Source organism: Comamonas sp. CMM02, from assembly GCF_014851485.1.
Lineage (GTDB): Bacteria > Pseudomonadota > Gammaproteobacteria > Burkholderiales > Burkholderiaceae_C > Comamonas > Comamonas avium.
Genome location: NZ_JACUZW010000003.1, coordinates 635,384 through 647,725, shown reverse-complemented (window position 1 = coordinate 647,725; position 12,342 = coordinate 635,384). Strand labels below are relative to the sequence as shown.

Sequence of the window (12,342 nt, the reverse complement as noted above, 5' to 3'; positions counted from 1 at the left end):
TAAAAAGGCCGATTTGCGCGGGTGTGCAAATCGGCCTTTTTACGTCAAGCACTGGGTGCTAAGGTCACATGGCAGCGGGCAAACGGTAAATTGCTGTAGCGATGAAATGGCGTTGAACATCGCCGGTGGGCGCTGCTTCCATACCTTGTAGTGTGCGCACATTGCTACAGAAAATGATGCTGCATTTTCTAATAAATCAGGCTGCTACAGAAAAAATAAGAGAAATCAACAAAAATGCAGCAAAATTTACCGCATGGACAAAATTGATCGAAAAATTCTTTATGAACTGCAGCGCAATGCCCGCGCCAGCTTGCAAGAGATTGGGCAGGCCGTGGGCTTGAGCCCCTCACCGTGCTGGACACGCATCAAGCGCATGGAAGAAGAGGGCGTGATCGAGGGCTACACCGTGCGCCTGAACCCCCAGGCGCTGGGGCTGAGCGATACGGTGCTGCTCATGGTGACGCTCAACAGCCACAGTGACAACACGCTGGAAAAGTTTGGCGAGCAACTGGCCACCATTCCCGAGGTGGTGGAGGCGCATCTGGTCTCAGGCACTTACGACTATCTGCTGCGCGTCATGGTCAAAGACACGCGCGACTATGAGCGGCTGCTGCGCGAGAAACTCTACAAGATCAAAGGCATTCAGCACAGCCAGTCCATGTTTGTGCTGCGCACGCTGAAACGCTCCGAGATGCCGCTGGGGCAGTAAGGCGAGCTTTGACACTGCGAATCTTGGCGCTGTGAATCTTGGCGCTGTGAATCTTTGTGTTGCCAAGGGCGGACGGCGATACAGGCCCTTAATGTTCTGGATGCCCTTTGTGCATTGTGAAAAAGCGGCTCGATGCAAGCTGCTGGTTCAGGCTGCGCAAAATGGTGTTCTTTGGAAGAACTCGCAACCGTGAGCTATCTATAAGAGAGCTACTTACGCTTATGTATAAACGTTTTCAGATATAAAACTATCTGAAAACCCCGCTCAGTAAGCGCTAGTAGCTCTTTTAAACTGAGCGGTCAAGAAAAACGGCCTGTTTTCAGGCCGTTGTCAGCGCACTTGTTGCGTGCATTGTGTGAAGCGATGACCGCCTTGGGGCTGTGTGCCATTACCCCGTTGCCCCGTTGCCTATTGCGCAGGCACAGGGTTGCTTCAACGGTAATGCCAGCTCTTTAGTGGCAATCCTCAAAGCGCCCACTGCTTCTGTCTCATGCCTTATGCGCTATGCCTTGACGCTGCGCTGGCCCATGGCCAGCAAGGCTGCAATGTTGCGTGCCGCCGAGCGCACATTGTGCTCGGCTTCTGCAACAGCCTCCTCAATAGAGCAAGGGCGGCTCAGTACGCTGAAGATGGCATCAATGCCATGCGCATGCACCACATGGGCATTGGTGCCCAGGCTGCCCGCAATGCCGATCACGGGTACGCCGTGCCTGCGTGCCACAGTGGCCACACCAAATGGTGTTTTTCCAAAGATGGTTTGCTGGTCAATGCGGCCTTCACCGGTGATCACCAGATCAGCGTTGTGCACCGCCGCATCCAGATCGACCGCTTTGGCAATGATCTCGCAGCCGGGGCGCAGCTGGCCTTTCAAGAACGCCAGCATGGCTGCACCCATGCCGCCCGCAGCACCTGCACCGGCTACGCCGTCCACATCAACGCCCACATCTCGCAAGATGACTTGCGCAAAGTGCTGCAGGTTGGCATCCAGCGCCTGCACCATGGCCGGCGTTGCCCCTTTTTGCGGACCAAAAATGGCTGAGGCGCCACGCTCGCCGGTCAAAGGGTTGTCTACATCGCAAGCCACTTCAATGGTGCACTCCAGCAGGCGTGCATCCATGGCTGAGACATCAATGCTTGCCAGCAGCGCCAGTGGGGCACCACCGGGGCCAATGCTCAAGCCCGACTTGTCCAGCAGTCTGACGCCCAGCGCTTGCAGCATGCCGGCACCACCGTCATTGGTGGCGCTGCCGCCAATGCCCAAGATGAGGTGGCGTGCACCGGCATCCATGGCAGCAGTGATCAGCTCACCGGTGCCGTAGCTGGTGGTCACCTCGGGATTGCGCTGCGCCGGGGGCACCAGTGCCAGACCGCTGGCGGCCGCCATTTCAATCATGGCGGTGCCGCCATCACCTGTCAGGGCGAAGAAACTGCGAATGGTCTGGCCCAGCGGGTCCGTCACATCCACATCCACGCGGCGGCCTTGCGTGGCCTCAATCATGGCCTGCACAGTGCCTTCGCCGCCATCGGCCATGGGCACTTTGACGCAGTCGGCATCTGGGAAAATCTCCTTGAAACCCAGCTCAATCTGCGTGGCAACCTCTAGTGCAGACAGGCTTTCTTTGTAGGAGTCTGGAGCGATGACAATTTTCAGTTGGCGATTGTTTTTGGAAGTCACTGATTTATTTGTATAAGTCGTTGCGGGCATTGCGTTATTTGCGAAGCTGATAAAGAACTTACGCATAAAGCTACGCCACCACATGCCCAATTCACACCCACTACACTCCACATTTCGGCGTAGGTTTTGTCGTAGTTTTAGAAGATCTACGCTTTAAAGCGGAGAGTATGGATGTTTTTTGATGCGCGATCAGCGAAAAGCCTGACCATTGATGACTGTGAGGTTTTTCAGGGACTGCAATGACTTGAGGCCCAGATCACTGCCCCACTGCATGGCGATCAGGCAATTGCCGGGCTTGCCCTTGACGTCTTGGGGCACCATGTCACTTTCTGCCAAGTAGTTGGAGAAGGACAAAGCCTGCTTAAACGCCTGAGGGCTTAAATCAAACTGACCAGTAAGGCGCAAAGCGGTGCTTGTGGTTGATTGGACTACGGCATTCATTCAAACCTCACAGTGGAAAAACAGGGTTGCTGGTCCACTGAGCGATGACGCCAGCGCAAAAGAGAGCAATGCAGGGGATTGCGACCAACCAAAACATGGCGGGCTTCTGGGGGCGGCGGCGCTTGGGGATGCACTGCAGCTGCGAAGACGGTGTGGACATGTGGAGCACTCCATGCACATCAACGTGACTGAGCGGGCCATGGGCCAGCAGACTTGGGCCCAGGTGCGGGCAGCGAAAAACGAGGGGAAGGGCAGTTCAAACTCTCCTGCACCGCGCACTTTGATTTTGAAAAGCATGGCTTCCTCCTAAAGCGCGTCTGCGCTGTGTTCTGAATCCGTGAGCCCCAGCAGCTCGCGCATCTCTTCGGGTGGAAGTAGGCCTGGGTACTCAGGGGGCGGGGGGTGTTCAAACTGCACTTGGCCCCCCGTTATGTCGCGCCAGTTGTACTTGGCCATGAGCGACGCCAGCGCCAGGCGCAGCTTGATTGCTGCTGGGGCTGGATCAGTCATCAGCTCGGCAAAGGCGTCAGTCACATCGTCATCGTTGCCAATAGCGTCGCTCAGGGCTTCATCAGGCGTCAGCAGCATGTCACCGACGTCGTGCGCCTTGTACTAGCTGGCTTGTCTGGAGCTGATGGCAGCCAAGGCAATATCGTAAGCCTTGATTTCCAGTGATTCGGCCTGAGTCGAGTGGCAGTCTTGCTCGTTTTGCCAGCGCTCGGTATCCGCGCATGGGAAATGGAGGAATATCTCAAGTTTGGGGAGACGACGAATGGCAGGATTAGGCTTGTATAAAAACACGCGTGTCGAAGAGTTGTTGAGGCGCATTGCTGCATCGACACAACGGGTTCATGAAGGCAAGGTCACGTACGTTATTGGAAATAACGGAAGCTGAAAAAGCAACGTATTAGGTGGCACCACTTCTGTTTGCATAAAAAGTTACCAATAGTGAAATTTATCCGACCTGAAACAAAGCGTTTCTTGTTGCGGTTAACTTCGGCGCTCGTGCAGGAAAGCTGCATGGTTTTGAAAGCGTCTCTTGTGTGGCGTACATGGATTGTGGGCGATGTGGAGACTCAGATTGAACGTATGTAGTAGGTGGCAGCCCGCGAAAGCCCGCGGCTTTACGCTGATTGAGCTGATGATTGTGGTTGCGATCGTGGCCATTTTGGCGGCGGTAGCCATGCCTTCGTACAACCGTTATATGGAAAAAAGCCAAGCACGCGCTGCATCCGCCGATTTGGTTGCGCTGAGCTTGGTGATGGAAAATCGTTTCCAAAAAACACTGCTCTATCCCAGCTATAGCAACGCCGTCATTCCCGCCTCTGTGGCGGGGCGTGATAGTGACATGACCCGAGACTTCAGTGCCTGGACTCCCACGCAGGGAGCATTGTTTGACTACACAGTGGACTCCGACGGTGCGCACTACACCTTGATAGCGACACGTAAAAATGGTAGCTGTACGCTGAGCATGGATGCCCACAATGTGAGAGATGCCAGTGCTTGCAAAGTACTGGGTTCATGGTGATGGGCTGCGCTGTTCAAGGAAACTACTCCCGCGCACATGGGCTAACGCTGGTTGAACTGATGGTCACGCTGGCGGTGCTGGCTTTTTTGTTGTTGCTCGGTCTTCCTATGGGGAGTGACTGGATCAATAGCGCACGCACCCAGCAAGCGCGCAGCGATATCGAACAAGGCTGGGGCATGAGCAAGGCCTTGGCTTTACGCAATCCATGCCAGACCTTTAGCGAAGATGCCGCAGCTTATTTAGCGCTGCAACATGACGCAGCAGGTGGATATACGGCTGCGGTACATGCATGGGGCACAGCAGAGAACTGTGCGTATGTGGCGAACCGTCCGGACCCGGTATGGACTGTGCAGCTTCCTAAAGGCATAGAGATTCATATCAATGGCGTGGTGTTGGCAGCCGGTGTACAGCAGCGTTGGTTGATTAATAGCCGAGGCTTGTTGGCCAGTGGCGGAGCAGATACAACTTCGGTCGTGGTACGCAGAGGTGGGACACAGAATGACGAAACCATTCAGTGGCGCTAAGTACCGCGTCCAACGCGGAGATATGCTGTTAGAAGCTCTGGTGGGCTTGGTATTGCTCAGCATTTTGGGGCTCGGCCTCACTTATGCGGCAGCGCGTGTGCTTGCGCAGCAGCGCTATGCCAATACTCATGACATCGCTTTGCGTCAGATGCGGCATACGCTTGAGACTCAAGGCGTTGCTGCACTGTGTGAATCCGGCAGCTCAGAGCTTCAGCTTGCTACGCAGGCTCAGACGTTTCAGATGACCGCCACTGTGCAGTGCAGCAGTCACGCGGTGATGGTGACGGTTGCTGGAGACTTGCCTGCCATCAATGCACCAATTACGAATGTTGTGACCGAGATGCGTTTTGCCACATCAGCGCAGGAAGCTCAGGCGGTGCAACTGCTGGGTGAAGGAAGTTTGGTGATTCAGCAGTGAAGACAATACGGATGCAGGGTGTGAGTTTGATCAGCCTGATGGTAGGTTTGGCCATTGCCTCAATGGTAATGCTGGCCGCGCTGGGGCTCTTTCAGCGCATGGCGAAATCGACAGGTGAAGCGCGGCAAGACGCGCAGCGCAGTGCCCAGCGCAACGCGGGGCTGGCTGCGGTGGAGCTTTTGCTGCAGTCTGCTGGCTTTGGCTTGGAAGGCGCACAGTGGGGCCTGCATGTGCAACAACTGAGCGTGCAATGGGATGCCGAGCGAAAAAAGCTGCTGCCCGCTGACGGTCAAAGCAATGCGGTAGTTTGGGCAGAAAATACAACGGGCACGGTGCAATGCCATGTGCTCTGGAGTCCCTATGACGCGGGAGGGCTGCGCTTGCTGGGGCCTGCAAGCTGTACAGACACCGAAGCGTGGCAAGACAGCGTAGATTGGGGTGAGCCTCGGAGCCTTAACGGTGCTGGTGCGGACGTAGTGCATATGCAGTATGACGCTGTCGCTTGCATGCCTTTTGGGATTGGTTCCGCGCTGGATCGTGAAACTGCTCGCGCACAGATTACGTTGAGCGCCACCAGCAATCAAGGGCAGGTGCTTGCGTCCAGCGTGTGCTTGGTCAATGTCAAATTGCCAGCAGCGGCACCATAAAGAAGGGGCTGCGATGCGCAGTGCAGTGAAATCTTTCCGACGAGGGGCGGCCTTCAGCTTTCCCGCAGCACAACGAGGGGTAGCCACCATTTTGTTGATTTTAATGGTGGGTTTGATGCTCACGGTCATTGTGTTGGGAACTTCCGCTTATTTGCGTCAGCAGCAAGCATTTTCAGTGAGCACCCATGCGCAAACACAGGCGCAATTGAAGGTGTGGACCGGCGCTGAGCTGGTGCGCCAGTACTTGGCGCAGGTGCAAGCACAAGGGGCGTGGACACAGCTGGCGGGGGCTACATTGCCACAAGTGCTGACGCTACAAGGTGATGGCGTGGATGGGCAGATTCAAGCCACTTTGATGCGCTTTGACGCGGCGACGAAAACGGTGACGGCACAAATTGCAGGAGCGACAGCACAAGGCTCACCCGCTGAAGCCCGTTCAATGCTGGAAGTGGTGTACGCACTGGAGGCTGGTGAGGGCGATGATGGAGGTAGCACGCAGACCCCGAAACCGAACAACGTCATTAGGTTCAGCCGCAATTTACGCTTGGGAGGAAACATCAATGTGCTCCAGGATACTGATGCAGCGCAAGATTATGAAATTGCGGTGCTGGGCGATGTTTCGACGGGTGGAAACTCGATAACTGGTGTGAAAAAAATCACATCGACGGGATCTATCCGTATTAGCAGCGGCTCGCACTTTGAAGAGCTGCATGCGAACTGCGATGTCTATATCGATGGCAGTGTTACAGCCACCACTGTCTTGGCACGACGCAATGCCTGTGTATTGGGCGGGGCCGGAGTATCTGGAACTTTGCGTGTCAACGGCTCTGCCAAGCTGGATAGTTCCATGTCGAAAAATGGTGCCATCTATTCTCGAGTGAATGCGCTAGATGCTGGTGCGTGCTCTGTCTCAGGCTTCAAACCTTCTTGGAATTCTGCGGAGGCGGAAACTTGTGCCTCGCCGGTTATCCAAGGTGTGGATCTCACCGCAGGCTCGGCAGGCGCGCAAAAGGTAGAGACCCTAGGAAATGTCAGCATCGCTTCGGGCTCTGTTGCAGCTCTTAAAGCCCACGGGGATCTGGATGTGAACAGCAACGCCAGCGTGGTCGGCAGTATTGGTGGGGTGCTGCGTAAACCGGATTGGAATCAGAACGTCAAAGTTGATGCTTTGGCTGGTGCTTTAAACATTGCTGCGGTGCCCAAGGTAGAGCTGGCGCAGGAAACTTTCAATGCCAATGATGTACGCGCTTTGGCGAACTATGTATTTTTTACCGATACAGCCGGAGCCAAAAAAGTCACCGTACGCCATGTCAATGGCGTGAAAGATGGCGAGTATTACCTCGCAGACTATGCCAGCGGAGCCTACAAAGATCGGTTGTGCAGCCAAATCACAGGCTCTGGTTTGAATGTGCGTTGTGCGGATCCTTATCCTGAAAAGTCCATCACGGTTTGCAAGGGCTACTCGACATCGAACAACTGTTTTTCCTACGATGCCAAATCGCAAACATGGTCGATCAACGGGGTGAGCGCTGCGCAAGGCGTAGCTTGGTTTCAGGGTAATTTGGTGGTGGGCAACGGGGTTTACTACAACACATTCATTGCCAGCGGCAATATATCCACTTCCGGCAGCACCAAGGTATATGCCCCCAACTACGCTGGTTACAGTGGGCTAGCAAAAGGCGTGCAATATGCGCCGACGGGCATTTGTGACAACGTGCACTTTCCGCTGCTATATCCGTTGGATATCTGTAACAAGAACACGCACGAATATTTGCCGTCTGGATTGGGGGGCTTGGGCAACTACTCCATGATGGCTGGCAGCCGGTTAGACCAGCATTACGATGATCTGAGCGGCTATATAGGTGGAAATATTGCAGTGGGTGCTTCGGTAGAACTGTTTGGCAGCGTGAAGGCCGGTAATGAATTTACTAGTGGTGGCAGTACCACGGTGCATGGTTATGCCACTGCGCTCGCTTTGGGACAGGTTCACTACAACTCGATGGGCGGCAGCACCACTTTTGATCTGCGAAAACTGCCCCCCACCATGCAGCCAGGGGGGGAGAACCCCTCGCAGCCAAGCGATGGCGGCGGGAGTTCAACAAATACCGAAGCACAGATTCGTGTGAAGTGGTCACGCTACCTTTAGCGTCAACTGATGAATCTCCATGGCACGAATAGCGCTGTCTTGCAGTGCTTGCCGAAAGGTTGCTTTCGTTCAGGCGCATCAATACCTTGCAACCTGACTTTGACTTGTTCATATTGACCAGGCTGACCACAGCGAGCGGTGAGGGTGTCGCCGTCTAAGATGTCGACGACAAGGCAGAGAAGGGCGGCAGAGAGCATGCCAAAAAGTCTAGCTACAAAGCCTAAATAAAAACGCCCCGGTACTTAATTGCATCGGGGCTTTTTTTATTTTTGGCGTAGCTTTTTAATTTAGAGCATCGCCTTCATTGGAGGTTGCATTCCGGAGCGATGACAATTTTCATGGTCACTTGTGCCTGAGTCTTTAGAGCATGAAGGCAGAGGCCAGCCAGATGAAGGCAAAGCTGACCAGGCCCATGACCAGTGTGGACGTGGAGAAGACGCGCAGTGACTGCTGCATTTCGATGTTGGAGAACTTGGTGACCACCCAGAAATACGAGTCGTTGGCGTGCGATACCACGATGGAGCCGGCGCCGATGGCCAGCACCGCAAACAGGCGGCCCATCTCAGAGTCCAGACCAAAACTGGCTAGGCTGGGGGAGATGATGGCCGCGCTGGTCAGTGCAGCCACGGTGGATGAGCCTTGTGCAGTCTTGAGCAAGGCCGCAATGATGAAGGGCACCAGCAGACCGATGGATGCATTACCCAGCGCTTGTCCCAGTGCCGCGCCGACACCGCTTTCCTTGATGACTGCGCCAAACATGCCGCCAGCGGCGGTGATGATCAGGATAGGACCGGCCTTGACAATGGCTTCTTCCAGCACGCGGGTGAAGTCCCCTTTTTGCCCGCCGTGCTTGCTCAGCAGCCACAGGCCACACAGCATGCCGACCAGCAGGGCAATCACAGGGTTGCCCAGAAAGTGAAAGAAGTTGGCTACGCCTGTTTTGTGGCCCAGAGTGGTCAGCAGTGTGGAAATCGAAATCAGCACCAAAGGCAGCACCACAGGCAGCAATGCGTGTGTGAAGGCGGGCAGGGCACGGTCGTCGCCTTGCTGCTCGTTTTCTTCTGCCGCTGCAGGCGCATAGTTCTGGCCCTTGCACATGAAGCCCGCCCAGTAGTAAGCGGCCAGCAGACCGGGAATGGCAAACACCACCCCCGCCAAGATGAACAGGCCCAAATTGGCGTTCAAGGTGGTGGCCGCAGCCAGCGCGCCGGGGTGGGTAGGCACCAGGCAATGCACGGCAAACAGCGAAGAGCCCAAAATGGCGGCCATCAAAGGCATGGGGGTCTGGGATTTGGCGCTGATACTGCGGGCAATGCCACTGAGGATGATGTAGCCGGTATCGCAAAAGATAGTCAGGCCGGGGATGAAGCCCGTCCACGCCATGGCGGGTTTGGCGTTGTGTTTGCCTGCTTTTTGCAGGATATGCGTGGCAATGCTCAGCGCTCCACCACTTCGTTCCATGCACACCGCAATGGCCGCGCCAAAAATAATGATGAAAGAGATGCTGCCCAGCGTGTTGCCAAAGCTGCTCTTGAGCAAGTCCACCACTTTTTCAAGCGGCACATTGGTTGACAGTGCCAGCACGATGGACACGGCAAACAGTGAGCCAAACACACTGAATTTGACTTTCGCCGTGAGGTAGACAATGGCTACGATACTGAGGGCCACCAAGGTGGATGAGATAGCGATACTGCTCATGGTAATTACCTGATCTTGGGGAAATCGTGCGCAGGGGCGGAGCCTGCGTCTTGGTGCCAGGCGCTAGCGCTGTGGTGAGCCTGCGGTAGCGTTGTGCACAGTGATGCATCAGGGAATGCATGTGTACGTGCCATCGGCTCGCAATTATAGGAGCGCACCTGGGCACGGCAGTCGCAGTTGTTCAAGTGCCGGGGCTGTGAAGGCGCAGACAATGAATTATTTAGTTTTAATAGCTTGCATCGCTTGTCAATAAACGATTCCAAATACAAAACACTTTGAAAACAAGAAAGGGAGCGCGTAAGCAGCTCCCTTTTTATGTATTTAAAACCCAGATGTGTGGATTACAGCTTGCGCAGTCGCTCCAGTGCGGCCTGCAGGGTTTCATCTTTCTTGGCAAAGCAAAAACGAATCACTTTCTGGTCAAAGCCATTGCCATAGAACGCTGACAGCGGAATCGCCGCCACGCCCACTTCTTTGACCAGCCATTGGCAAAACTGGGATTCATTGAGATCGGTGACCGCTGAAATGTCCACGCACTGGAAATAAGTGCCTGTGGTGGGCAAAAGCTTCAAGCGTGTCTCACGCAGGCCCTGTGCAAACAAATCGCGCTTGCGCTGGTAAAAGGCTGGCAGCTGCAGATAGGGCGCGGGGTCAGCCATGTAGGTGGCCAGTCCCACCTGCATGGGTGTATTGACCGTGAACACATTGAACTGGTGCACTTTGCGAAATTCAGCCATCAATGCGGCAGGCGCTGCCACGGTACCCACTTTCCAGCCGGTGACGTGGTAGGTCTTGCCAAAACTGGAAACGATGAATGCGCGTGCGGCCAAGCCGGCAAAGCGGGCGGCGCTTTCGTGCTGTGCACCATCAAACACCATGTGCTCGTACACCTCATCGCTGATCAGCAGCACATTGGTAGGCGCCAGCAAGGCCTCTAGCTGGCGCATCTCATCGGCGCTCCAGATGGTGGCGCTGGGGTTGTGCGGGGTGTTGACGATGAGCAGGCGCGTTTGCGGCGTGATGGCCGCAGCAATCTTGGCAAAGTCAGGGCGAAACGTGCCCGGCGTCAGGGGCACGCGTACGCAGGTGCCGCCTGCCAGCTCAATATTGGGTGCGTAGCTGTCGTAGCAGGGGTCCAGCACGATGACCTCATCGCCGGCATGTACGGTGGCCAAAATGATGGTCAAGATAGCCTGCGTGGCACCTGCCGTGATGGTGATTTCGCTGTTGGCGTCATAGCGGCATCCGTGCAAGGCTTGCATCTTGCTTGCCACGGCTTCGCGCAGCTGTGGCATGCCGGGCATGGGTGGGTACTGGTTGTGGCCCGCCTGCATGGCTGCCGTAACAGCGTCTACCAGCTTGGGGTCGCAGTCAAAATCTGGAAAGCCTTGACCCAGATTGACGGCCTGGTGCTGGTTGGCCAGCGCAGACATGACAGAAAAAATAGTGGTGCCCACATTGGGCAGCTTGCTGGGAAATGCTGGAGTCACAACAGTCATGGCAGGAAACACGCCCTGGCGGGGCAAAAAAAGGGTGCCCTTTCGGCACCCGGATCAAAAAGTGCTTACAGCTCGTAATCGTTCACATGGCCGCTCATGGCCCGCAAGATGAGATCGCGCGAGAGGCGGTCACTCAGCGTCTCGGCAAACTTGTAAACAAAATTGCGCAGATAAGCACCGCGTTTGAAGGCAACGCGCGCCACGCTCTGACCAAACAGATGGCCCACAGGGCGAGACACCAGGTCTTGCCCATGGTCATCGCGCATGGCCATCTCGGCCACAATGCCGATGCCCAGGCCCAGTCGCACATAGGTTTTGATCACGTCGGAGTCAATGGCTTCCAGCACGATGCGCGGCTCGATTTTGCGCGTTGCAAAAGCGGCATCCAGCTTTCCGCGGCCCGTGAATGAGGGATGGTAGGTGATCAGTGGCTCGCCAGCCAGATCGTCCAGCCCAATGCGCTCCTTGGTGGACAGGGGGTGCCCGCTGGGTACAACCAGCACGTGCTGCCATTCATAGCAGGGCAGGGTGACCAGCTCGGGGTAGTCGGCCAGCGACTCAGTGGCCATGCCGACCTCAGCGACTTCATCGAGCACCATGCGTGCCACTTCGTGCGGGGTGGCCTGGTGCAGACTGATGTTGACTTTGGGGTAGCTGTTGCGCAGCTTTGCCACTGCCTGCGGCAGTACGTAGCGAGCCTGCGTGTGGGTGGTGGCAATGCTCAAGGTGCCGCTGTCCTGTGCGCTGAACTGTTCGCCAATGCGCTTGAGATTGCCCACCTCACGCATGATCACTTCAATGCTCTTGAGTACGTGCTGCCCGGGCTCTGTAATGCGTTTGAGGCGCTTGCCGTGCCGGGCAAAGATATCCACCCCCAATTCCTCCTCCAGCTCAATGATGGCTTTGGAGACACCGGGCTGCGAGGTGTGCAGGGCTTTGGCCGCTTCTGTCAGGTTCAGATTGCGGCGGGAAGCTTCTTGGACGAAACGGAATTGATGGAGATTCATAAGAGGATGACAGCAAGGATGCTTTCATCATTATGAATCAAATATCTAAA

General features: G+C 55.6%; 12 protein-coding genes and 1 pseudogene. 6 read left to right on the top strand and 7 right to left on the bottom strand.

Features of this window, described 5'->3' with window-relative positions; genetic code table 11:
* The first annotated feature begins 253 nt into the window (after positions 1 to 253).
* Complete coding sequence (locus IB213_RS12485; protein WP_192406843.1) at positions 254 to 709, top strand: Lrp/AsnC family transcriptional regulator; 456 nt, start codon at positions 254 to 256, stop codon at positions 707 to 709.
* 502 nt (positions 710 to 1,211) lie between these two features.
* On the opposite strand, the gene IB213_RS12480 is transcribed toward IB213_RS12485, so the two are convergent.
* The 3 genes from IB213_RS12480 to IB213_RS12470 all read right to left on the bottom strand — a co-directional run bounded on the left by IB213_RS12480 (position 1,212) and on the right by IB213_RS12470 (position 3,413).
* Positions 1,212 to 2,360 (bottom strand): glycerate kinase, encoded by a 1,149-nt coding sequence (locus IB213_RS12480; protein ID WP_192407172.1) that lies wholly within the window; start codon positions 2,358 to 2,360, stop codon positions 1,212 to 1,214.
* 213 nt (positions 2,361 to 2,573) lie between these two features.
* Positions 2,574 to 2,825 carry a hypothetical protein gene (locus IB213_RS12475; protein ID WP_225561094.1) on the bottom strand — a complete coding sequence of 84 codons (252 nt, stop codon included), beginning with the start codon at positions 2,823 to 2,825 and terminating at the stop codon, positions 2,574 to 2,576.
* A 306-nt stretch (positions 2,826 to 3,131) separates the two neighbouring features.
* The gene (locus IB213_RS12470) at positions 3,132 to 3,413 is read right to left on the bottom strand and encodes a hypothetical protein (protein ID WP_192406842.1); all 282 of its coding nucleotides are present in this window, start codon (positions 3,411 to 3,413) and stop codon (positions 3,132 to 3,134) included.
* A 553-nt stretch (positions 3,414 to 3,966) separates the two neighbouring features.
* Here IB213_RS12470 and IB213_RS12465 point away from each other — a divergent pair.
* The 5 genes from IB213_RS12465 to IB213_RS12445 all read left to right on the top strand — a co-directional run bounded on the left by IB213_RS12465 (position 3,967) and on the right by IB213_RS12445 (position 8,088).
* Positions 3,967 to 4,353 carry a type IV pilin protein gene (locus IB213_RS12465; RefSeq protein WP_304515609.1) on the top strand — a complete coding sequence of 129 codons (387 nt, stop codon included), beginning with the start codon at positions 3,967 to 3,969 and terminating at the stop codon, positions 4,351 to 4,353.
* A complete protein-coding gene (locus tag IB213_RS12460; protein ID WP_225561093.1) occupies positions 4,347 to 4,877 on the top strand; it encodes a prepilin-type N-terminal cleavage/methylation domain-containing protein in 531 nt (176 codons plus the stop codon). Before IB213_RS12465 ends, IB213_RS12460 begins: the two co-directional genes overlap by 7 nt.
* On the top strand, positions 4,852 to 5,295 hold the full coding sequence (locus tag IB213_RS12455; protein ID WP_192407205.1) for a hypothetical protein: 444 nt from the start codon (positions 4,852 to 4,854) through the stop codon (positions 5,293 to 5,295). Before IB213_RS12460 ends, IB213_RS12455 begins: the two co-directional genes overlap by 26 nt.
* A 20-nt stretch (positions 5,296 to 5,315) precedes the next feature.
* Positions 5,316 to 5,942: a PilW family protein gene (locus IB213_RS12450; protein ID WP_192406840.1), complete on the top strand. Its 627-nt coding sequence runs from the start codon at positions 5,316 to 5,318 to the stop codon at positions 5,940 to 5,942.
* A 355-nt stretch (positions 5,943 to 6,297) separates the two neighbouring features.
* The gene (locus tag IB213_RS12445; RefSeq protein WP_192406838.1) at positions 6,298 to 8,088 is read left to right on the top strand and encodes a hypothetical protein; all 1,791 of its coding nucleotides are present in this window, start codon (positions 6,298 to 6,300) and stop codon (positions 8,086 to 8,088) included.
* Positions 8,089 to 8,117: 29 nt separating this feature from the next.
* Here IB213_RS12445 and IB213_RS18130 read toward each other — a convergent pair.
* The 4 genes and pseudogenes from IB213_RS18130 to IB213_RS12430 form a co-directional block, all read right to left on the bottom strand.
* Positions 8,118 to 8,285, bottom strand: a pseudogene (locus IB213_RS18130) (thermonuclease family protein); the annotation flags it as partial.
* Between the two features lie 163 nt (positions 8,286 to 8,448).
* Complete coding sequence (locus tag IB213_RS12440; RefSeq protein WP_192406836.1) at positions 8,449 to 9,786, bottom strand: GntP family permease; 1,338 nt, start codon at positions 9,784 to 9,786, stop codon at positions 8,449 to 8,451.
* 341 nt (positions 9,787 to 10,127) lie between these two features.
* The gene (locus IB213_RS12435; protein ID WP_192406834.1) at positions 10,128 to 11,285 is read right to left on the bottom strand and encodes a pyridoxal phosphate-dependent aminotransferase; all 1,158 of its coding nucleotides are present in this window, start codon (positions 11,283 to 11,285) and stop codon (positions 10,128 to 10,130) included.
* A gap of 65 nt (positions 11,286 to 11,350) precedes the next feature.
* Positions 11,351 to 12,292, bottom strand: a complete 942-nt coding sequence (locus tag IB213_RS12430; protein ID WP_191721649.1) for a CysB family HTH-type transcriptional regulator — start codon at positions 12,290 to 12,292, stop codon at positions 11,351 to 11,353.
* Positions 12,293 to 12,342: the final 50 nt, after the last annotated feature.

What these genes read in the sequence shown, in the direction of transcription:
- IB213_RS12485 (WP_192406843.1), top strand. Translation starts at nt 254, where the DNA reads ATGGACAAAATTGATCGAAAAATTCTTTATGAACTGCAGCGCAATGCC.
- IB213_RS12475 (WP_225561094.1), bottom strand. Translation starts at nt 2,825, where the DNA reads ATGAATGCCGTAGTCCAATCAACCACAAGCACCGCTTTGCGCCTTACT.
- IB213_RS12470 (WP_192406842.1), bottom strand. Translation starts at nt 3,413, where the DNA reads ATGCTGCTGACGCCTGATGAAGCCCTGAGCGACGCTATTGGCAACGAT.
- IB213_RS12465 (WP_304515609.1), top strand. Translation starts at nt 3,967, where the DNA reads ATGATTGTGGTTGCGATCGTGGCCATTTTGGCGGCGGTAGCCATGCCT.
- IB213_RS12460 (WP_225561093.1), top strand. Translation starts at nt 4,347, where the DNA reads ATGGTGATGGGCTGCGCTGTTCAAGGAAACTACTCCCGCGCACATGGG.
- IB213_RS12455 (WP_192407205.1), top strand. Translation starts at nt 4,852, where the DNA reads ATGACGAAACCATTCAGTGGCGCTAAGTACCGCGTCCAACGCGGAGAT.
- IB213_RS12445 (WP_192406838.1), top strand. Translation starts at nt 6,298, where the DNA reads ATGCGCTTTGACGCGGCGACGAAAACGGTGACGGCACAAATTGCAGGA.
- IB213_RS12440 (WP_192406836.1), bottom strand. Translation starts at nt 9,786, where the DNA reads ATGAGCAGTATCGCTATCTCATCCACCTTGGTGGCCCTCAGTATCGTA.
- IB213_RS12435 (WP_192406834.1), bottom strand. Translation starts at nt 11,285, where the DNA reads ATGACTGTTGTGACTCCAGCATTTCCCAGCAAGCTGCCCAATGTGGGC.
- IB213_RS12430 (WP_191721649.1), bottom strand. Translation starts at nt 12,292, where the DNA reads ATGAATCTCCATCAATTCCGTTTCGTCCAAGAAGCTTCCCGCCGCAAT.